At 44.8% G+C, this 21224-nt stretch carries 16 protein-coding genes and 1 riboswitch; of the genes, 6 read left to right on the forward strand and 10 right to left on the reverse strand.

Annotated elements, in window-relative coordinates; all coding sequences use genetic code 11:
• The first annotated feature begins 19 nt into the window (after positions 1-19).
• The 3 genes from ygeW to RZO55_RS00080 are packed head-to-tail and all read left to right on the forward strand — an operon-like array spanning position 20 to position 3527.
• Positions 20-1216 (forward strand): knotted carbamoyltransferase YgeW, encoded by a 1197-nt coding sequence (ygeW, locus tag RZO55_RS00070; protein WP_318062262.1) that lies wholly within the window; start codon positions 20-22, stop codon positions 1214-1216.
• Positions 1217-1233: 17 nt separating this feature from the next.
• The gene (arcC, locus tag RZO55_RS00075) at positions 1234-2178 is read left to right on the forward strand and encodes a carbamate kinase (protein ID WP_318062263.1); all 945 of its coding nucleotides are present in this window, start codon (positions 1234-1236) and stop codon (positions 2176-2178) included.
• Between the two features lie 23 nt (positions 2179-2201).
• Positions 2202-3527, forward strand: coding sequence for a uracil-xanthine permease family protein (locus RZO55_RS00080; RefSeq protein WP_318062264.1), 1326 nt, complete (start codon positions 2202-2204; stop codon positions 3525-3527).
• A 176-nt stretch (positions 3528-3703) separates the two neighbouring features.
• Here RZO55_RS00080 and RZO55_RS00085 read toward each other — a convergent pair whose 3' ends face one another.
• The 7 genes from RZO55_RS00085 to addB all read right to left on the reverse strand — a co-directional run bounded on the left by RZO55_RS00085 (position 3704) and on the right by addB (position 16346).
• Positions 3704-5071, reverse strand: a complete 1368-nt coding sequence (locus RZO55_RS00085; protein WP_318062265.1) for an NCS2 family permease — start codon at positions 5069-5071, stop codon at positions 3704-3706.
• A 22-nt stretch (positions 5072-5093) separates the two neighbouring features.
• Positions 5094-6374 (reverse strand): amidohydrolase family protein, encoded by a 1281-nt coding sequence (locus RZO55_RS00090; RefSeq protein WP_318062266.1) that lies wholly within the window; start codon positions 6372-6374, stop codon positions 5094-5096.
• 134 nt (positions 6375-6508) lie between these two features.
• Positions 6509-6604: riboswitch (purine riboswitch) on the reverse strand.
• Between the two features lie 148 nt (positions 6605-6752).
• Positions 6753-6989, reverse strand: coding sequence for a putative Se/S carrier protein (locus RZO55_RS00095; protein ID WP_318062267.1), 237 nt, complete (start codon positions 6987-6989; stop codon positions 6753-6755).
• On the reverse strand, positions 6986-8146 hold the full coding sequence (locus RZO55_RS00100) for an aminotransferase class V-fold PLP-dependent enzyme (RefSeq protein ID WP_318062268.1): 1161 nt from the start codon (positions 8144-8146) through the stop codon (positions 6986-6988). The genes RZO55_RS00095 and RZO55_RS00100 overlap by 4 nt, the downstream gene beginning before the upstream one ends.
• Positions 8143-9198 (reverse strand): selenide, water dikinase SelD, encoded by a 1056-nt coding sequence (selD, locus tag RZO55_RS00105; RefSeq protein WP_318062269.1) that lies wholly within the window; start codon positions 9196-9198, stop codon positions 8143-8145. Before selD ends, RZO55_RS00100 begins: the two co-directional genes overlap by 4 nt.
• A gap of 25 nt (positions 9199-9223) precedes the next feature.
• The gene (gene addA / locus RZO55_RS00110) at positions 9224-12919 is read right to left on the reverse strand and encodes a helicase-exonuclease AddAB subunit AddA (RefSeq protein ID WP_318062270.1); all 3696 of its coding nucleotides are present in this window, start codon (positions 12917-12919) and stop codon (positions 9224-9226) included.
• Positions 12879-16346: a helicase-exonuclease AddAB subunit AddB gene (gene addB, locus RZO55_RS00115; RefSeq protein ID WP_318062271.1), complete on the reverse strand. Its 3468-nt coding sequence runs from the start codon at positions 16344-16346 to the stop codon at positions 12879-12881. Before addB ends, addA begins: the two co-directional genes overlap by 41 nt.
• 138 nt (positions 16347-16484) lie before the next feature.
• On the opposite strand from addB, the gene RZO55_RS00120 reads away from it, so the two are divergent.
• Positions 16485-16925 carry an FMN-binding protein gene (locus RZO55_RS00120; RefSeq protein WP_318062272.1) on the forward strand — a complete coding sequence of 147 codons (441 nt, stop codon included), beginning with the start codon at positions 16485-16487 and terminating at the stop codon, positions 16923-16925.
• 75 nt (positions 16926-17000) lie between these two features.
• On the forward strand, positions 17001-18383 hold the full coding sequence (locus RZO55_RS00125) for an MATE family efflux transporter (RefSeq protein ID WP_318062273.1): 1383 nt from the start codon (positions 17001-17003) through the stop codon (positions 18381-18383).
• 134 nt (positions 18384-18517) lie between these two features.
• On the opposite strand, the gene RZO55_RS00130 is transcribed toward RZO55_RS00125, so the two are convergent.
• Together RZO55_RS00130 and RZO55_RS00135 are read right to left on the reverse strand one after the other, a co-directional pair.
• Positions 18518-18775, reverse strand: a complete 258-nt coding sequence (locus RZO55_RS00130; RefSeq protein WP_318062274.1) for an HPr family phosphocarrier protein — start codon at positions 18773-18775, stop codon at positions 18518-18520.
• A gap of 13 nt (positions 18776-18788) precedes the next feature.
• Entirely contained in the window at positions 18789-18974 is a 186-nt protein-coding gene (locus RZO55_RS00135; RefSeq protein ID WP_318062275.1) for a hypothetical protein, read from the reverse strand.
• A gap of 380 nt (positions 18975-19354) precedes the next feature.
• On the opposite strand from RZO55_RS00135, the gene RZO55_RS00140 reads away from it, so the two are divergent.
• Complete coding sequence (locus RZO55_RS00140; RefSeq protein WP_318062276.1) at positions 19355-20272, forward strand: calcium/sodium antiporter; 918 nt, start codon at positions 19355-19357, stop codon at positions 20270-20272.
• Positions 20273-20275: 3 nt separating this feature from the next.
• On the opposite strand, the gene RZO55_RS00145 is transcribed toward RZO55_RS00140, so the two are convergent.
• The gene (locus tag RZO55_RS00145) at positions 20276-21148 is read right to left on the reverse strand and encodes a YitT family protein (protein WP_318062277.1); all 873 of its coding nucleotides are present in this window, start codon (positions 21146-21148) and stop codon (positions 20276-20278) included.
• Between the last annotated feature and the right edge of the window lie 76 nt (positions 21149-21224).

The raw sequence follows: 21224 nt of genomic DNA on the forward strand, positions 1-21224 counted from the left end.
TCAGGAGGCTTACAACATTATGAAAACCTTACAGGATTATATCGACAAACTGAATTCCTTAAATTTCAAGGAGATGTATGAAAATGACTTCTTTTTAACCTGGGAGAAAACGGATGACGAACTGGAAGCAGTCTTTACCGTTGCCGACGCCCTCCGCTTTATGAGAGAAAACAACATCTCTACAAAGGTTTTTGAAAGCGGACTTGGAATCTCCTTATTCCGCGATAACTCCACCCGTACCCGTTTTTCCTTTGCTTCTGCCTGCAACCTTCTGGGACTGGAAGTACAGGATTTAGACGAGGGTAAATCTCAGATCGCCCATGGAGAAACTGTCCGTGAAACTGCCAACATGATCTCCTTTATGGCAGATGTAATCGGCATCCGTGATGATATGTACATCGGAAAAGGCAATGCCTATATGCATCAGGTATCCGATGCGGTAACAGAAGGATATAAGAATGGAATTCTGGAACAGAAGCCGTCACTTGTGAACTTACAGTGTGATATTGACCACCCCACACAGACCATGGCAGACATGCTCCACATTATTCATGAATTCGGCGGAATTGAAAATCTAAAAGGCAAGAAACTGGCCATGACCTGGGCTTACTCTCCTTCTTACGGAAAGCCCTTATCTGTTCCCCAGGGTGTGATCGGATTAATGACACGTATGGGAATGGAAGTGGTACTGGCTCATCCGGAAGGCTATGAGGTCATGCCTGAAGTTTTAGATGTGGCTAAGAGTAATGCAGAAAAATCAGGCGGTTCCTTCCGGGTATCCAATGATATGGCAGATGCTTTTCAAGATGCTGACATCGTTTATCCAAAGAGCTGGGCACCGTTTGCAGCCATGGAAAAGAGAACCGATCTCTATGGCAATGGAGATTTGGACGGAATCAAAGCGCTTGAGAAGGAGCTTCTGGCGCAGAATGCCAATCATAAGGACTGGTGCTGTACAGAAGAACTGATGAAGACTACTAAGGACGGAAAAGCACTCTATCTTCACTGCCTTCCTGCAGATATCAACGATATCAGCTGCAAAGACGGAGAAGTAGAAGCTTCCGTATTTGACCGTTACAGAAATCCACTCTATAAGGAAGCCAGCTATAAGCCATACGTGATTGCTGCCATGATCTTTTTAAGCAAGTTTGAAAATCCCCAGGAGGTATTTAAAAAGCTGGAGGAAAAGAAATCACCGCGTAAGTTCTCAATCTGACCAAGGGGATCACTCATATGGAGAAAAAAAAGAGAATTGTAATTGCCCTGGGCGGTAATGCCCTTGGCAATACCCTGCCAGAGCAGATGGCAGCAGTCAAAAGCACCTCAAAAGCCATCGTGGATCTGATTGAAGAAGGCTGCGAGGTGGTGGTTGCCCATGGAAACGGCCCACAGGTGGGAATGATTAACAATGCCATGAGTGCATTGTGCAGAGAGGACTCCACGCAGCCTAATACCCCTCTTTCCGTCTGTGTCGCCATGAGCCAGGCTTATATCGGTTATGATCTGCAGAATGCACTAAGAGAAGAACTGGTGAACCGGAATATCAGACATATTCCGGTGACCACCATGATCACCCAGATCCGCGTGGACGAGCAGGATCCGGCATTTTTAAATCCCTCCAAGCCAATCGGACATTTTATGACGAAGGAGCAGGCTGATGAGGCCTCAGCCAAATATGGATACCTGATGAAGGAGGATGCCGGCAGAGGTTACCGCCGTGTGGTCGCCTCTCCAAAGCCGCAGGATATCATCGAAATAGAGGCCATACGATCTCTTGTAGACGGCGGACAGCTGGTGATTGCATGCGGAGGCGGAGGAATTCCGGTTACCTTAAATGGCAATCACTTAAAGGGCGCCAGTGCTGTCATTGATAAGGACTTTGCCAGTGAACTCCTGGCCGAGAAATTGGACGCAGATCACCTGATTATATTGACAGCCGTGGAAAAAATCGCCTTAAACTATGGCACACAGGACGAAACATGGCTGAGTGACATCACTGCCAAACAGGCACATCAGTTCATACGTGAAGGTCACTTTGCACCTGGATCCATGCTTCCCAAGGTGGAGGCTGCCGTGAAATTTGCCGAATCGGGGAAAGGCCGGACTGCCCTGATAACACTGCTGGAAAAAGCAAAAGAAGGAATACTTGGAAACACTGGAACCCATATTCATCAGTAAACTAATAAAGGAGTATCAATGCCATGAGTCAATCAGACAGACAGTATGCATCTATCTTTGAACTCGAAGGCATCCCCAGATTTTCTCACACAATCCCCCTTGCAGTACAGCACCTGGTTGCAATGATCGTCGGCTGTGTCACACCACCCATCATTGTAGCAAACGTCGCAGGACTGGAAAACTCAGACCGGGTCATCCTGATTCAGGCTGCCCTGGTAGTTTCCGCCCTGTCCACTCTCCTCCAGCTTTTTCCCATAGGGAAAAAGAACGGATTCCGTCTCGGTTCTGCCCTCCCTGTTATCCTGGGCATCAGTTTCGCATACGTTCCCAGTATGCAGTCCATTGCTGCAGATTATGGAATCTCTGCAATTCTGGGGGCTCAGATCGTCGGCGGTATCGTAGCATTTCTGGTAGGATTTTCTGTTATGCGGATCCGGAAATTTTTTCCCCCACTCATTACCGGAACTGTCGTATTTACCATTGGACTCTCCCTCTACCCTACTGCCATCAACTATATGGCCGGCGGAGTCTCAAGCCCCTCCTACGGATCCTGGCAAAATTGGACCATTGCTTTCCTTACACTGACTGTGGTCACCTTACTGAACCACTTTGGAAAGGGTATCTATAAGCTGGCTTCCATTCTCATTGGCATCATGGTGGGATATGTGGCAGCACTGCTTTTTGGTATGGTTAATTTTTCCAACATTGCATCTGCTTCCTTATTTTACATACCAAAGCCTCTGCATTTTGGCATTACCTTTGAACCCTCTTCCTGCATTGCAATCGGACTCTTATTCGCTATTAATTCGGTTCAGGCAATTGGTGACTTTACCGCTACCACCAGCGGTTCTATAAACAGAGAGCCAACCAATAAGGAACTACAGGGCGCAATCATGGGCTATGGAGTATCAAATATTTTTGGCGCTTTTTTAGGAGGACTTCCCACAGCGACCTACAGCCAGAACGTGGGTATCGTAACCACCACAAAAGTTGTCAACCGTTATGTTATGGGTTTAACTGCAGCCTTCTTACTGGCTGCAGGCCTGATACCCAAATTTTCAGCCCTGCTTACCACCATTCCCCAATGTGTGTTAGGAGGCGCAACCGTATCTGTCTTTGCCTCCATTGCAATGACAGGTATGAAACTGGTAACCTCCGAAGAAATGAATTACCGTAATTCCTCAATCGTAGGACTTGCTGCAGCCCTTGGCATGGGAATCTCCCAGGCTACGGCGGCGCTTTCCACATTTCCTGCCTGGGTAGTCACCATCTTTGGACGTTCTCCTGTGGTTGTGGCAACTCTGGTCGCTATCTTATTAAATATTATTTTACCGAAAAATGGGAAATAATTTCACTAATGAGAGATTCCCTATCTTTTATGGGTGACATTTGCAGGATATTTAAATCTGGCCATTGTGCTTTTGAATTAATTTTTCTATGGAAACAACGAAAAACGGCGGTGACATGGTTCACTCAGGCAATTCCTGCCTGGTGGGACCATGTCACCGCCGTTTTCGTCAATCTATCAGATCAGTATATATTTCAGCACAAAGAGTACTGCTAAAACATACATAAGAATACTGATTTTCTTTTTCTTCGCGCTGCCTGTAACAACGTTAATAAATACATAAGAGATAACACCCATTGCAATACCTTCAGAAATGCTGTACATAAACGGCATGGCAATAATTGCAATGTAGCATGGAAGTGCCTCTGTAAAATCGTTAAAATCAATTTTCGTAATCGATGTCATCATTAAAAATCCAACAACGATCAAAGCCGGAGCTGTTGCAAAAGAAGGAATCGCAAGAAAGATCGGGGATAAAAACAGGGATAAACCGAATAGTATAGCTGCTACCACTGCTGTTAATCCGGTTCTTCCGCCTTCTGCCACGCCTGCAGCGCTTTCCACGAAAGTTGTAGTTGTGGATGTACCAAATAATGCTCCTAAAGAAGTACCTACTGCATCTGCCATCAGTGCACCCTTAATCTGGGGAAGCTTCCCATCCTTATCAAGCATGTCTGCTTTGGAGGCAACACCGATTAATGTTCCCAGTGTATCAAACATATCAACAAACAGAAATGCAAACATGACTACCAGAAAATCCACTGATAAAATTCTGGAAAAATCCAGCTTTAAAAATGTGGGCGCCATGCTTGGAATTCCAAATCCTTTTGAAAAATCCGGGAATACACTGAACATTCCAAGTTCCGGATTGGGCTGGTAAAGACCAACTGCCTGGCAGATCATACCAAGAACCCAGGTTGCCAGAATTCCCCACAGGATGTTTCCTTTTACATTCTTTACAACCAGTACTGCAGTAATGAGGATACCGATAATCGCAAGTAAAACAGTGATTCCTACAGAATTGAAGGTTCCGTCAGTCAGGGAAGTCTTAAAAGAATACATGGTTACAAGAGTCGCTCCGTCAACCACTACTTTTGCATTCTGAAGACCGATAAATGCAATAAATAAACCGATACCAGCTGATACTGCATGTTTTAAATTCATTGGAATTGCATTAAATATCGCCTCACGGACATTGGTCAGTGAAAGCAGAATAAAGATAATACCTTCGACGAATACGGCTGCCAGAGCCATCTCCCAGGAATAACCCATATTCAGAACTACGGTATATGCAAAATAAGCATTTAATCCCATTCCTGGTGCCAGTACAAATGGATAATTTGCAAGACCCGCCATTAAAAGTGTTGCAACCAGGGATGCCAGCGCTGTGGCCGTAAAGACTGCACCGCTGTCCATTCCGGCTGCCCCGAGAACGCTTGGGTTTACAGCCAGTATATAAGCCATCGTCATAAAGGTTGTAATTCCGGCTATAATCTCTGTTTTTAAATCTGTGTGATGTTCAGATAAATGAAATATTCGTTCCATACTTCCTACCTCCTTAGGTGCTCTAAAAAATTCGTTTCCCATCCACATACTTCCCCGCGATGTGCCTGTCATCCGACAGGTAGATAAAACGTTCCAGCCGTTCCCTCGTACTTAGCGGCTGGGGATGACTTAAAGTGCTGTCATCTAAAATCAGAGCATCAAACTCATAACCTTCCAGAAAGCTGCCTGCCTTTCCAAAGAAAGAGCCTCCTCCCAGAGTTCCCAGATAGAATGCCTCCTCAATCGTGACAGGTTTCAATGAAGAATCCACAAGACGCCACCGCAGCTTTGATACAGATATGGCATCTGCCATAGCGCGGAATATGGACTCACCGCTTCCTCCTGCTACATCCGTGCCTAAGCCTGCGTTTAATTTCAGGTCTAAATAGGTACGCATCGGTGCAATACCAGAAGCCAGATTGGTGTTGGACTGGGGACAATGTGCAATATAGACTCCCCGCTTTTTTATCAGTTCAATCTCCTGTTCAGACGAAAAGACACAATGAGCCATTACTGTCTTTTCCTCCCCACCGAACATGCCGAACTGATCATAAGCTTCTCCGTAACACCCGGTACTGGGACATAAACGTTTCACCCATTCAACCTCACTTATATTCTCCGATAAATGAGACTGAACCGGCAGTTTATATTTTCTTTTCAGTCTTCCCAGCCGTTCCATGAGATCATCAGTACAGGACGGAATAAATCTGGGTGTCAGAATCGGAGTTACATTCTGATACTTTCCTCTTGTCTTAGAAAGCCAGAGGATTGTTTCCGCCTCTGACGCCTGCGCACCTGATTCGCATAAATAATCCGGTGAATTCCGGTCCATATTAACCTTACCAACCATCGTCTTTAAACCGGTCTCTTCCATGAGATCCATTAACAGTTCCGTGGCCGGCCCGTGGATGGTGGCAAATATACAAGCTCTTGTCGTCCCACTTCTCTTCATTGCTTCTGCAAATATCTGGTAGGCCTTTTTTGCATATTCCAGATCGCCATATTTGGCTTCCTCCGGAAACGTATTGGTATTCAGCCAGTCTAACAGCTCTAAATCCATGGAAAGACCGCGGAAAGAATATTGCGGTGCATGAATATGAAGATCAATCAGTCCCGGAATAATCAGCTTATCGTTACAGTCAATCAGCAAAAAATCCTGAAACTGCTGAGGTATGCTGTGAAATACCCCGGCGCACTTTCCATTCTGGCATATTAAAAAACCCTGCTCCACCGTTCTTAACGTATGGGCATCCTCACTATAACAAATGTTTCCCTTTAGTATAAAATTTTTATCACTGGTCATAGAACCTCCTGCTTCGCACATACAAAAATACGGCAGTTAAATTGCAATGTTCCTAAAAACCAAGCAATAAAAAACCACCGTCTCCTTTGTCGCTCCAAACGTGAACACAAACAGCGCAGCTAAAAAAGCCGCCTGCCCGTCACGAGGAAACTTATAGACAACTATTACGGTAGTTGGTAGAAACACTCATCCAATTATGAGCATATATAAGTTTCTTTGAATACTGATACTTAACATATTTTGTGACCTCTGACAGGTTGACTATAACATATTGTAAAACTATTTGTCAACGCTATTTTTATTTCAAATCATTTGTCATTATATGCTGTCATTTTAACATATATGATATATTTTTCTGATTATTTTTCGTTTGTACTCCTAAATCAGATATTCCCCTGCAGATTCCCACTTGAGACCTTCCTGTTCCATCCATTGCAGGATATCTCCTTCCCAATGAACAGGCATGACCCAGGAAAGTCCGCAGCCTGCTTTAATCTCTCCCGGTACCGGAATGATTCTTCCAGGGATTTTTTCTTTTATACAGGCCGTCTCCATGGCAATCGCTTCTGTAACCGTATGAAAAGTCACTACGGTTTTTAACTCTTTTGGCCTCATATTGTCTCCTGTTCCCAGCTGCTCAGTTCTCTGACTGCCGCCACTGCCTGATCGATTTCTTCTTCCGTATTAAAGTGAGACATGGAAAAACGCACAGCACCCTGTTTGACGGTTCCCAGTGCCTGGTGCATCAGAGGAGCACAGTGAGCTCCTGCTCTGGCATAAATACCATAAGTAACTGCCAGTTCATCTGCCACCTCACCAGAATCCAGGTTTCCAATATTAAGAGCTATAACGGGGGCCCTCTGCTCCAGACTCTTTTTTGAGAAATCTCCGTAGACGGTAACGGCTGGAATATCCTTTACTCCCTCATAAAACCGTCTCATCAAAGACTGCTCCCGATTCCGGATCAGCTCCAGACCTGTCCGGCTGATATAGAGCAGGGCTGCGTGAAGTCCCGCAATGCCATGACAGTTTAATGTACCGGCTTCCAGACGTTCCGGCATCTGCTCCGGCTGTGTCCGCAGGAAGCTTTGCATCCCGCTTCCTCCAACAATCAGAGGCTCTATATCAAGTCCTTTCCTGATGCAGATTCCACCGGTTCCCTGAGGACCTAACAATCCTTTGTGCCCTGTGAAGCAGACCACATCTATTCCCATCTCCTTCATATCAATGTCAAACACTCCGGCAGTCTGAGAAGCATCCAGCAGGAAAAGAAGTCCATGCTTTCTGCAGATATCGCCTATGGTCTTTAAATCATTGATATTTCCAGTTAAGTTAGAGGCATGTGTGCATACCACTGCTTTCGTATTGTTTCTGACTGCAGCAGCAATCTCTTCATAATGAATACAGCCATATTGATCTGCAGGCAGAATAGTCAGTTCCATTCCCCGGTCCTCCATGCGGTAAAGAGGACGAAGTACAGAATTATGCTCCAACATTGTGGTGATCACATGGTCACCCGGACGAAATATTCCTTCGATTGCCAGATTTAAACTCTCCGTGGAATTGGCAGTAAATGCCACCTGTCCCGGACCGTCTCCATGAAGCAGCTGGGAAATCAGACTCCGGGTATCGTAAATCATTCTGGCAGCATCAAGAGATGCCCCGTAAATCCCTCTTCCGGGATTGCCCATATGAAGCATGGCATCGGCTACCGCCAGTCTTACTTCCTCAGGTTTTTGCAGGGAAGTGGCTGCATTATCCAGATAGATCATAAGTGATTCACCAGTTTTACTGCTTTTTCCTGTCTATTTGTAACTCTTCCTATTATGCGGCAGACAGTTTCCATACCTGCCTGAGGAAACATTTCCATAATCCGCTCCCCGTCTTCCCTGGAAACGCTGATTAAAAGCCCTCCTGAAGTCTGGGGATCGCAGAAGATATCAATCATACATTCCTCCGTATCACCGTAATCCACCCGGTCACTGGTATAGGAGCGGTTTTTATATGCTCCTTCCGGCACCAGCCCCATTCTCGCAAGTTCCACGGCTTCTTTCTGTACCGGAAGATCACTTACTGAAATTTCCAGTGTTACACCGCTTCCCTCAGCCATCTCAACCGAATGGCCTGCCAGACCAAACCCTGTCACATCGGTACAGCTGTGAACCTCAAACTGCTCCGCGACCTGCTTGGCCCTGCGGTTTAATGAAGTCATAACTCTTATAACTTCCTCTCTTGCCTCACTGGAAGCAAGATCAGCCTTTACCGCAGTATTAACGATTCCGGTTCCGAGGGGTTTGGTCAGAATTAAAACATCTCCCGGCCTGGCTTCGCAGTTTTTAAAAATCTTATCCGGATGGACAAAACCTGTTACACTTAGCCCGTACTTCGGTTCTTCATCCTGAATGGAATGCCCCCCTGCCAGTACGGCACCTGCTTCCAGAACCTTTGACGCTCCACCCTCCAATATCCTTCCCAGAATCCCAGGATTTAAGCAGTTCGGCCAGGCCACGATATTCAGCGCGATTTTCGGTTCTCCTCCCATGGCATAAATATCACTGAGTGCATTGGCAGCCGCAATCTGGCCAAATATATAGGGATCATCTACGACCGGTGTAAAAAAATCAAGCGTCTGAATCAGTGCCAGTTCCTCATTTACTTTATAAATCGCACCATCATCCGAGGTTTCAATCCCCACCAGAAGACTGGGATCCTGAAATTTCGGTAAATGTTCCAGAATACCGGCCAGGGTTCCGGGACCGATCTTAGCGGCACAGCCGGCTGTTTTCGTCATTTGAGTTAATCTTACTTCATTGTCAGGTATCATATCTTACCATCTCCTTCTTAAGATTTTATGATCCGCTTATTACGACTTCTTTTTTCAGAGCGAAGGAATAAATGATCATCTCTTTCACCTTTTTACCAGTGATCTGCTCCAGAGCACGCCTGTAATACTCCATCTGTATTCCATAACGGTCAAAAAGAATGGATTCTTCCCCTTCGTTTAAAAAGTCTGTCTTATAATCCACCAGGACAAGCTGTCCCTCCTCTTCCATATAGGCGTCTATAATTCCCTGTATCAGTATACGTTCATCGGAATCAGCCACATCCATCTCCCTGGCCGGTATCCCAATTACAAACTGCTGTTCCCTCTTTAACAGGCCTCTCTCCTGAGCTGCTGCCAGCCGCCTTCCTAATGGAGAGTTAATAAATGTCAAAATCCGGGGTTCTGAAAGCAGGGCAAAGCTTTCCCCGCTTAGCCGTCCGTCTTCTTTTAATTTCTCCAGTGCAGATGATAAATCCATTGCAGTCTTCACCTTTGAAAAATCCAAAAGTTCCAGGGCACGGTGGTAAGCTGTACCGCGCCGGACACCACCAGTTTTTTCTTCTTTTATTTCCTCTCGTAAAAATGCAGGGATTGTCGGAAGAAAATCACTCTCTTCTTCATCAACAAACTGCCCCTGCTTTTTCAGTTCAGAAACAGTAAGCTTGGTGTGAAGTCTTATATCCTCCTGATAAGGATACCGGTAGGTTAGTGCCTCCTTTAAACCTCGTTCAAAATCCTGGTCATAGCTTTTTCTTGTATCCAGCCGGAGAAAGCTTTCTTTCGTCAGTTTCTTACTTACCTGCCGTTTCATCTCTCCCATAATAAGGCCGGAAACAGTCAGCTCCTTCATAATGATATTCCCTGTATCCTGTCCTTCCTCTGACAGGATGCCGTCAGGAGAATATCTACCCGAAACACTCATCAGCAGCCAGTCCAGATAAGAATCTGCCCCTGAAAGAATGGAAAATGGAATCTGACCCTGCGCCCTCATAACAGATGCGTAACGGTCCAGCTTTTTATCCAGGTAACGGTCCAGTCCGGTCATAATCAGCTTTTCTTTGGCCCTTGTCATAGCGACATAGAGTACCCGCAGCTCTTCTCCAAGTGCGCTTAACTCTGTCTTTCTCTTTAGAACATGTTTCTTTAAGGTGGGCGCCTTGATCCGCTTTTCCAGATCCATATAATCAGTCCCAATCCCCAGATCCGGATCAATGAGCAGCTTTCCATAGGCATCCTGCTTATTAAATTTTTTCCCCATTCCAGCCAGAAATACAATGGGAAATTCCAATCCCTTGCTCTTATGGATGCTCATGACGCGTACCGTATTTTCTTCTCCCAGAATTGATGCTTCCCCAAAATCCGTATCGTATTTTTTCAGATTTTCAATATAACGGATAAAATGGAACAGCCCTCTGTAGCTGGTCTGTTCATAAGCTGCCGCCTTTTCAACCAGCATGGAAAGATTGGCACGCCGCACCTCCCCTCCTGGCATGGCAGAAACATAGTCGTAATAACCGGTTCCCTCATATATGTCATAGAGAAGCTCATGAATGGATAAATATGCTGCTTTTTCCCTGAATAGAGACAATGTTTCGGAGAATGCGGAGAGTTTCCCAAACAAGGCAGGAGCGTCTTCATCCTCCGCTTGTTCATACTCCTTTAAATAATGCTGCCACGCACCATAAATCCCTCGATCCTGACCTTTTTTTGCTGCATTTTTCCACACAGCCATGAGATGAGCCATCTCCTTATCCGTAATTCCTGCAATCGGGGACTTAAGTACGGCAGCTAACGGAATATCCTGTATGGGATTATCAATGATATTCAGCAGGGAAAGAACGATCTCCACTTCTGCAGCTGAAAAGTATCCTGTTTTCCGTTCTGCATGGGCTGGAATTCCCTCGTTCATCATAATATTGACAATTTCCTCCGCCCATCCGCTTAAGCTTCTTAATAAGATAACAATGTCGCAATACTGACAGATTCTGTATCCACCTGTACCATTTAAATTCTTATCCCAGACAAGAAGGCCTGAATCCGGATCTGTCAGATCCCTTATTTTGGAGGCAATAACCTTTGCCTCTGCTTCCCTGGCGGTATAATCCGCACGATCTTCATCGAGCTGCTTTAACTGATCGGAAGAACCATGTATGAGCAGGAGTTCTGTCTTCTCTCCCACTCGGCCATCCCACTGGGAAAACACAGCGCCCGGATGAAGCGCCGTCTCCTTTGTATACCGGATATTTCCCAGATTTTTTGTCATGATCTGATAAAAAACTTCATTAATGCTGGTTAATACCGATTCTCTGCTTCGGAAATTCTGGTGCAGCTCTATCTTCTGATAACTTCCTTCCTCGCTGGAATATCTCTGATACTTATCAAGAAACAGCTGGGGTCTTGCCAGACGGAACTGGTAGATGCTCTGCTTCACATCTCCTACCATAAAAACATTGGGGCTTCCAAACCGCTCTCTGGAAATGCTGTTGATCAGCGCTTCCTGCACCTCATTGCTGTCCTGGTATTCATCCACCAGGATCTCCTCAAACTGCCGGCAAAATTCATCCGCCGCCTGAGTTGGAATTCTTACCCCGTCCTCTTCTTTTAATAGAATCTGAAGGGCATAATGCTCCAGATCGTTAAAATCCACCAGATTGCGTTCTTTCTTTTTCTCCTGATATCTGCGGGAATATTCTTCTGCCAGGTGAAGGAGCATGAAAACAGCTTCTTTCGTCCCTTCCATATCCGCTCCCACTTCCTCTGGAGACTCAAAGCAGTATAAGTCACAAAGCTTTCCAAGACCCTTTTTTACCCGGTCCCTGACTGCGGTTACAGCCGCCTTTTTTTCCTGGTCAATGTCTTTGCTTCGTATGGAGGCGAGTCTGGCAAATGATACCTCCTTTAACCGGCAGTTCAACTGCTCATACTCCTTCGCTTCCAGCAGCGATTTTAACATGGCAGTATCGTTAGAAAGCATGGGAAGGTATGCCTCCAGCCCGTTCTCTTCCTGGCAGATCTCCATGGCAGCTTCTGTCTGAATCAACAACTCTTCCAGTAAAAGCGAAGCATCCTCCATCAAAAACCGCATCCAGGCAGTATCCTTCATATGTTTCATATCACAGGATTCAAGTTCATTTCTGCAGTTATTAAGCCATTCCTTGGGCCAGGGATTACTTTGGGAAAAACGGTATACCTGCATGATGAAATCTTCAATTCCACGGTCCGTCTTGCCGGTGGCATACGTCTCCACAAAACATTCGAAAGAAGGATCCTTTGATTCATAGAACTCCTCCAGCATCTCCTTCATCACATCTCCCCGAAGGAGAATCAATTCCCCTTCATCTCCCACACGGAAAGCAGGATCAATGTCTAACCGGCTGTAATATTCTCTGATAATCCCCAGACAAAAGCTGTCTATGGTGGTAATCTGGGCGTAGGGAATCATGGCCGCCTGCATCTGAAGATGATCGTTATCCGGCTGTTCCATCAGCTTCTCATCCACCGCCTTTAAAACACGCTCCCGCATCTCATCTGCAGCAGCCTTTGTAAACGTCATGACCAGAAGCTGATCTATTTTAAGGAGATGCTCTCCCTGCGTAATCATTTGTATAATGCGTTCCACCAGAACAGCCGTTTTACCGCTTCCCGCTGCTGCCGATACCAGGAGATTTCTGTTCCTGCTTTCAATGACTGCTTTCTGTTCCTCTGTCCAGGTGATTGCCATGTTCCTCTCCTTCCTCCGCTTCTCCTTCAATAACCGGCCATATCTCCTCGGATTTTAAGGCCTTAAACTTTTTAAATCCATACCCTTCCGTCTTTAGATCAAACCCGCAGACAGCATGATAGGGACAGTAATCACAAGCAGTTCTATTGCTTTGTTTATAGGGATTTACATCGATCACACCATCTAAGATCTCCCGTCCTTCTGTTTTCAGTTTTTCCTGAACGTACTGCCTTAAGGCGGAAAAACGGTTTCCTCCTGCTACCGATGACCGCGCCTCCTGAATGATTCCATTCTTCATGGCAACCGGTATTACATCCGATTCCGTCTCAATCTCATGATCCAGATGAGCGATTGCATTTAAATCTGTATTAACAAGCCCATTCATACGAAGCTGTTTTAAAATCCGGCCTGATATCTCCTCCTCAGTCATCTCACCGTCTTTGTCCACAACCGGATCGTTGATATTGTAATAGAAAATACCTGCCGGAACAACCTGCTTATCCGGTCTTTTTCTCTCTTCTATCTCAAGTGCCGCATCCATGTAGACCACCAGCTGCAGCTGCAGACCATAGTAAAGGGAAGTTAAATCAAATGCCGTGCTTCCGGATTTGTAGTCGATGATCTTAACATAGACTGCCTCCTCATCCTCACATAAATCCATACGGTCGATCCGGCCCCTTAAATGAACGGCTTCATCCTTTGATAAAGGAAGTCTCATTGCTTTTAAATGATCGTCTGCAGAAAAGGAAACTTCGAATCCAACAGGGGTGAAATCCCCTTTTTTCAACTGCTCCGTCAGTGCCCAGACCGTTCTGTCCGTGATCCGTTCCACCTTTCCTGCAAGGTATGCATTTCTTGCAGAGCTTTTTAAGACCGTATTTCCATATTCCTCCGTTACTTTCGTTACACATTCGTGCACCATCGCCTGACGCTCTTCTTCTGTCAGTGTTTTAAAATCCCTGCCTTCTTCCTTCATCCGCCCAAACCATAAATCAATGGAATCATGAAAGAGATTCCCGATATCCATGGCTGCCAGCTCATATTCCTGACGTTCCATCAGTTCCAGACCGTAATTTAAGAAATGGGCATAAGCACAGGACGCATACTGTTCCATCCTGGTCACGCTTCCGTTGATGACGGGTCCGTAAAGAGCTTTTGCAGCCGCTTTTCCAATTCCCTTCTGCTGGTATACATAAAAAGCGGCTTCAATCAGACGGGTTCCTTCCTCTCTGTATTCTGGAGATGACAAAAACGCTTTTAACAGTTCCAGAAGCCGGTTGTCCCCTCCTCCTGTTCCATACTCTCTCATACCGGCTGCAAGCCGGCTCTTTGCTTCACGTAAGTTTAAGGGCACGCCTCCTTCACCGGGAGCCGATTCCTTTAAATCGGGAAACAGCTTCTTCAGTTCTCCGATTAATGTGGAGGGACGCCTGCTCTTTCCGCTGCCGTCCATGGCTGAGTAGGATAACACCAGCTCTTTCTCCGGTTTGGTAAGTGCTAAGTACAAATAAAACCTCTGGCGGAAACCTTCTTCCATGGAAGTGGGGGCCAGCTCTATGGAATGATCAGATAAGAATTCTCTTTCTCTGTCCGTAAATAAGCTGCTTTTCTCCTTCTTAACCGGAACCAGTCCGTCGTTTACTCCCACAAAATAAAGAACCTTAATATGATCCAGACGGGTTCGTGTAATATCACCCACGACAACCCGGTCCACGGCTGCCGGTATCACACCTACTTTAATCTCAGCAAAACCAGCATCTAAAATCTCCCCATATTCTCTCCTGCTGACATGCTCATCTCCAAGCAGTCCTGCCAGACGGTCAAACAAATCCATTACCAGTCCATAAACCTGGCCGTATTCCTTTGAAAGAGCAAATTCTCCCATCTCCTGAAACTTTTTTTCGAAATCCAGCATCTTCTCTTCAATGCCTGTCTCCATTAAAAGCGCAGTCACTGCGGCAGTCATGGTCTTTACCGTGGAGTCTTCTCTTTTAAATTCTTCCCGCAGACATTTAAGAGGGCCCATTATCGCCTCCTTAAACTGATTTAATTCCACAAGATTTAACTCTCTGGCACCCTTATACCACCCCTCAAAGGGAGCTTCCCACCGTTTAAAACCCCGGATCCCCATGGCTATGACATAATTCTCCAGTCTGTCTGCCTGGTCCATATGTTCCGGGGATACAATCAGCCCGGTTCTTAAATAACGGAACACGGATTCATAAGAAAAATCCTTCTGAACAATCTCAATTGCTGCGCGGATGAGCTCGACCATAGGATTCTTTAAGATGCTTTTCTTATCATCTAAAAAGAAAGGCACACGGCTTAACTGAAACTGATGAATGATCTCATTGGCATAGCTGGATAAATCCCCGGTTATTACCGCCATATCCCTGTATCGAAGCCCGTTCTTTCTTATATTTTCTTCCATAGAGCGGATCACAAATGCGACCTCTTCCGACGGATTTCGTGTCTGATAGAGATGAATGGATTCCGGCTGCCCGTTTAAGGTTTTACCTGTATAGCGGTAAAGATTCTGCTCCAGAAAATCCAGATAGCAGGCAGCGTCTTTTTCTTCTTTCATAAAGCGGACTGCAGGGTGGTCCGTAAGCAGAATGTCTTTTTCCCGGCTGATACCTGTGAATTTTGCCAGATCGTTTAGTTTCTTAATCATCAGGCGGCTCATATAAAACAGCTCCTGGACTCCGGTTTTTCTGCTCATATTCTCCCCAGGATCCATGGTCACGGTTATTACAACCTTCTTGCTGTAACGGAAAAACAGTTCTAAAATACGATACTGAACCGGAGTAAATCCGGTATATCCATCTAATGCAATGACACTGTTTTTGATCAGCTCAGACCTGGGAAGCTGATTGCAGAGCACATCTAAAATCTCCTCTGATGTGATAAATTTACCTTCAATATATTCCTTAAATCCCTCGTAAACGACAGTAATATCCGACAGTTTCTGAGCCAGCACAGGGCTTAAACTGTCCGGAATCTTCTCCGTCAGCATCTGAGGAGTAATACCGTACTGGTACAACTCTGAGAGCATGGACTTTAACTGGGAGATAAACCCTGCCTTTGATAAATGCTCTTTATAAAAAACCAGACTTTTTTTCTTGTCTGCAGATACCTTTCTAAGCACCATGGATTTCCCCATATCGTCAAGAATCTGGGGATTTATAATTGCAAGCTCTTCAAAGATCCGGTAGGCAAGACGCTTAAAGCTGACTATATCAATATTCATTACTCCGAAGTTCGGATGCAGGGAGACAATCTCCTTCTGGGTCTGCATGGTAAACTGCTCCGGTACAATGGCAAAAAAATGGGTATCCGGTTCTTTCGCAGACTGCCGGATCAGTTCCGTATAGAGGCGGCGGGTTTTGCCGGAACCGGATCCGCCCAATATAAATTGAAGGGACATACTTTTCTTCCTTTCCCTAAACACATGTTTGTTTATTATCTTAGCACAGATTTCCTGTTACAACAATGAAATCTTAGGAATGAAATCCCCCAACCCCTTCATACATTATAACAAAACTGTACGGAGGGCTTCTGTCTTATGAGCTCAAAAACAAAAATTGTTGTTTTACGAATGAAAGAGATCATCTATACTGCGATCTTCGTTGGCCTTGGAATCCTCCTCATAACCCTGTTTTTAGTCATGTTCCGCCCGAAGAAGGATACTGTCCCCACTTCCGGCGATCCTGTGCTCTATGTACCGGGTGTATATTCCTCTGCCATTACGCTGAATAGCCAGGATATCAATGTTGAGGTCACAGTAGATTCTAAGAAAATCACTTCCGTTACACTGGTACCTTTAAGCGAGGCGGTTACCACAATGTATCCTCTTATGCAGCCCGCCATGGATAATTTATCTCCGCAGATTGTAAAGAACCAGTCCACCAAAAACATCTCCTACTCGTCTGAGTCCCGCTACACCAGCAGCGTGCTGTTAAAAGCAGTGGATCAGGCACTTACAAAAGCTCATAAAACCGAATAAGACAGGGATTGTCTTTTTTTAATCCAGACGGTATAATGATGAACGATTACATAATTACATAAACGAGGAATTTTTATGAAAAAGAATACGAGATATAAAGACGAAGGGACGTCGAATCAGATTACAGAGGGAGTGATATGGAAACAGCTTCTTCTGTTTTTCTTTCCAATTTTATTTGGAACATTTTTTCAGCAGCTTTATAATACCGCCGATGCCGTTATTGTAGGCAGATTTGTAGGGAAAGAAGCACTGGCTGCCGTAGGAGGTCCTACCGGAACTATCATAAATCTATTTGTCGGGTTCTTCATAGGGCTTTCCTCCGGCGCAGGAGTCATTATCTCCCAGTACTTTGGAGCTGGACAGAAACGTCAGCTGAGCCATGCGGTTCATACTGCCATGGCCTTTTCTGCTGTCTGTGGCTTTTTCATCATGATAATCGGAATCTTACTGGCTCCCTTTGCGTTAGAGGCCATGGATACACCGGCTGACATCCTTCCCTATGGTGTGTTATACATGCGGATCTACTTTCTTGGAGTCATCCCTAATCTTGTTTACAATATGGGGGCTGGTATTCTAAGGGCAATCGGGGACTCCAGGCGCCCTCTTTATTTTTTGATTGCCAGCTGCTTTACCAACATCATTCTGGACATCCTCCTGGTGGTTTACTTTGATATGGGTGTTATGGGTGCGGCCATTGCCACCATACTCTCCCAGCTTCTCAGCGCTATCCTGGTTCTGATTGTCCTAATGCGGTCCAGACAGGCCTACCGGCTGATGCTTTCTTCTTTAAAACTGGACCGGGATATGCTGATGCGGATTATAAGGATCGGATTTCCTGCAGGACTTCAATCTGTCATGTACACTTCGTCAAATATCATTATTCAGTCAAGTGTGAACGTACTGGGAACCGATACGGTAGCTGCCTGGACCGCGTACGGTAAGATTGACACACTGTTCTGGATGATGATCAGCGCATTCGGTATCTCCATTACTACATTTGTGGGACAAAATTACGGTGCTAAGAAATCAGACCGGGTATACAAGGGAATCCGGGTATGTCTTGGCATGTGCGTTCTTTCATCCATTGTACTCAGCTTCCTGCTTTATACATTCGGAAGCCTGGTATTTCTCCTTTTTACAACAGATCAGGCAGTGATTGCAAAAGGTACCCAGATCCTGCGTTATCTGGTTCCTGCTTTTATCACTTACGTCTGCGTAGAGATATACTCCGGTGCTCTTCGCGGAGCTGGTGACTGCTGGATTCCGATGATCCTTACCAGTCTTGGAGTCTGCGTCCTAAGAATTGTATGGATTTGTACTGCCGTGCCGATTCATCCGGTTATTGAAACCGTGGTATTTTGCTATCCCCTGACGTGGACGGTCACCTCCATACTGTTCCTGATATACTTTCACTGGTTCAGCAAGTTAAAGAGAAGCAGACTGAAAGGAAATTATTAAAAGTTATGGATCAGGTGTAAACCAGAAATTTCTCACATAGAAAACAGACGCAAACTCTTATATTCATGTGCATCATCTGCGCACCAGTCAGAGTTTGCGCCTGCTTCTATTAAACATAAATAATTCTCCATACTTTATAAATTTTCTCTGCAAAATGCTTCTAATTTTATTGCAGCTGTCTCTTCATCATTACCTTCAATCAAAAAAGTTACTTTTTCCCCGCATCTGACTCCCAGCGCCATTAATGCCATAAGCCTTTTAATATCCGCTGTCTGACCATTTCTCTCTATTATGACTGAACTTTCAAAAACAGAGATTTCCTTAACAAGCATGCCGGCAGCTCTTGCATGAATTCCCATCCGTTCTGTTATGATATATTCAAATTTTTTCATCTCTGGCTCCTCTCTAGTTAAAACAGCCAACTACAACTTCTATAAAATCAATATAAGCATCACTCTCCAAAACTTTTACTGCATTTGGTTTATCGATCAATAATACAATTAAATTATCATAAACATCGTGAAAGATTGCTCTTTCTTCCCTGTTGATGGCAAACATCATTACAATACTGACCTGATTATCATTCCACATAATCGGTTTTTTCTCAGAATGACTCTTAACTTTTTCATTTCTTAGTTCCTCCTTTCTACTGGTTAAGTCAATTATAGCTGACTGCCCATCCGGTTTCGAATAAATATTTGCACCTTAACTGTGCAAATATTTACTTGTTATGTGGCAGTAATACTTGACAATCTCATACATGTTAAGTATACTAAAACCGATAAAAGGGAGTAGCTTACACCTCAAAGTGTTTTGCGTATACGTCAGTCACGTTTCCGCCTGATTTCAGGCATGAAACCGGTACGCATATAATAAGCGAGACTTTTGTTGCATATTGCATGCAATGAAAGTCTCGCTTTTTGTTTCAGGAACAGCTGCTGTTAATACAAAAAAAGGAAAGAGGTAACAATATGATGTACTTATGGTTAATTTTGGGTTTTGTACTGCTGATCAAAGGAGCCGATTATTTTGTGGAGGCCAGTTCATCCATCGCAAGAACGTTAAGGGTTCCCAGTATCATCATCGGTCTTACAATTGTCGCCTTTGGCACCAGCGCTCCTGAACTGGCAGTCAGTACCACTGCCGCACTGTCGGGAAGCAATGATATTGCAATCGGAAATGTAATCGGATCCAATATTTTTAATCTTTTAGTCGTCCTCGGGGCCTGTGGTGCTATACGTCCATTTGGCGTCCGGCTCCGCTGGGATTACGGTGCCAGCGTAGGTATCACCGCAATTTTATTTCTATTGATGTTTTTCCATCTTGACATTTCAAGAATGGATGGGATCATACTTCTCTGCCTGTTTTCCGTATTCGTCGGTCTTACCATACGTGACGCAATTACAAACCGGACACCTGCACAAGAAGAAGGAGACGCCCCCCATCCACTCTGGCTTTCTGCAATCTTTATTGTGGGAGGGCTTGCCGCCATCGTCTGGGGTGGTAATCTGGTTGTGGAAAATGCCAGTAAAATCGCCGCTTCCTTTGGTCTCAGCCAGACCCTCATCGGGCTTACCATTGTAGCTATGGGAACCTCACTGCCGGAACTTGTAACCTCCATTGTTGCCTCCAGAAAAGGGGAGAACGGGCTGGCACTTGGCAATGTTATTGGCTCTAATATTTTTAATATCCTGATGGTGTTAGGAGTTTCTTCTGCAATCAGCCCGATCAAAATTAATCCCTTATCCCTTTATGATACCGCGTTTCTGATCGGTGCAAGCCTGATCATCTGGCTGTGGTGCAAAAGTAAGCAGGAGCTGAACCGGGTGGAAAGTATATTTATGATTCTATTATACGGTGTATATATGATTTATATTATGATGCGGTAAGAATCACTCCATGGGAGCGCGATAAAATTTTCCATAAAACTCCTGGGTTTTAAACATGTTTACGATCACCTGATCATCTACTTCATGAAACAGCGCTATGATATCAGCCACTTCATAGGAAGACACTACGGTATGAAGAAGATACATCTTCTTCCTGCTGTAGCCTCCCACCGCATCCACGCAGGAAATGCCATGACGGAAAGCCTTTACATATTTTCCGGCAAGCTCGGGACCCTTTGCTGTTGTAACCTGGAGTGTAACACGTTCATAACGGTGATGGAAGGTGGATACCACCTTCGTTCCTACAAACTGAAATAAAATGGAATATCCGGCATAATCCCAGCCAAATATAGCACCAAATACACATAGCAGAATTACATTTCCCACAAACACCTGAGTCCAGATGGAGCTGCCTGTTTTATTGGAAACATAAAGAGCAATAAAATCTGTACCGCCTGTGGATGCATTCCCGCGAAGTGCAAGTACAATCGCGAACCCGTAAAGTACGCCGCCATAGATTACATTTAAGATACTGTCTTCAAAAATCGGTCTAAAATGAAAGATTCTTAAAAAGGCACTGGATAGCAATACCTGAAGCAGGGAAAAAAACGTAAATCGTCTGCTGATGCTCTTGCTGCATGCCCATGCTACTGGAAGATTTAATATTACCATTCCCAGAGAAGTAGATATAGTAAATCCAAACATTGATGTTACACGGTCTATTAAAATAGCGACTCCTGTAAATCCTCCAGATAATAAACCTGCCGGTTTGATGAATGCCTGTATGACATAAGTCTGCAATAAAGCCGATCCAATCACTGCTACTGAAGTCATGATATTGCGGACCCGCTTATCTCTCCTTAGATATTTCAACATAGAATTCCTCCTTATCACTTCTCCTATTATATGTAAGATCTTCTTCTCTATCAATCCTTTAAAAAAAATTAGAGGA

Origin of the sequence: Clostridium boliviensis (genome assembly GCF_033342255.1) — a bacterium.
GTDB lineage: Bacteria > Bacillota > Clostridia > Lachnospirales > Lachnospiraceae > Lacrimispora > Lacrimispora boliviensis.

Bases quoted from the DNA above. Each gene is read 5' to 3' on its own strand.
- ygeW (WP_318062262.1), top strand. From the start codon at position 20: ATGAAAACCTTACAGGATTATATCGACAAACTGAATTCCTTAAATTTC.
- arcC (WP_318062263.1), top strand. From the start codon at position 1,234: ATGGAGAAAAAAAAGAGAATTGTAATTGCCCTGGGCGGTAATGCCCTT.
- RZO55_RS00080 (WP_318062264.1), top strand. From the start codon at position 2,202: ATGAGTCAATCAGACAGACAGTATGCATCTATCTTTGAACTCGAAGGC.
- RZO55_RS00085 (WP_318062265.1), bottom strand. From the start codon at position 5,071: ATGGAACGAATATTTCATTTATCTGAACATCACACAGATTTAAAAACA.
- RZO55_RS00090 (WP_318062266.1), bottom strand. From the start codon at position 6,374: ATGACCAGTGATAAAAATTTTATACTAAAGGGAAACATTTGTTATAGT.
- RZO55_RS00095 (WP_318062267.1), bottom strand. From the start codon at position 6,989: ATGAGGCCAAAAGAGTTAAAAACCGTAGTGACTTTTCATACGGTTACA.
- RZO55_RS00100 (WP_318062268.1), bottom strand. From the start codon at position 8,146: ATGATCTATCTGGATAATGCAGCCACTTCCCTGCAAAAACCTGAGGAA.
- selD (WP_318062269.1), bottom strand. From the start codon at position 9,198: ATGATACCTGACAATGAAGTAAGATTAACTCAAATGACGAAAACAGCC.
- addA (WP_318062270.1), bottom strand. From the start codon at position 12,919: ATGGCAATCACCTGGACAGAGGAACAGAAAGCAGTCATTGAAAGCAGG.
- addB (WP_318062271.1), bottom strand. From the start codon at position 16,346: ATGTCCCTTCAATTTATATTGGGCGGATCCGGTTCCGGCAAAACCCGC.
- RZO55_RS00120 (WP_318062272.1), top strand. From the start codon at position 16,485: ATGAGCTCAAAAACAAAAATTGTTGTTTTACGAATGAAAGAGATCATC.
- RZO55_RS00125 (WP_318062273.1), top strand. From the start codon at position 17,001: ATGAAAAAGAATACGAGATATAAAGACGAAGGGACGTCGAATCAGATT.
- RZO55_RS00130 (WP_318062274.1), bottom strand. From the start codon at position 18,775: ATGAAAAAATTTGAATATATCATAACAGAACGGATGGGAATTCATGCA.
- RZO55_RS00135 (WP_318062275.1), bottom strand. From the start codon at position 18,974: ATGTGGAATGATAATCAGGTCAGTATTGTAATGATGTTTGCCATCAAC.
- RZO55_RS00140 (WP_318062276.1), top strand. From the start codon at position 19,355: ATGATGTACTTATGGTTAATTTTGGGTTTTGTACTGCTGATCAAAGGA.
- RZO55_RS00145 (WP_318062277.1), bottom strand. From the start codon at position 21,148: ATGTTGAAATATCTAAGGAGAGATAAGCGGGTCCGCAATATCATGACT.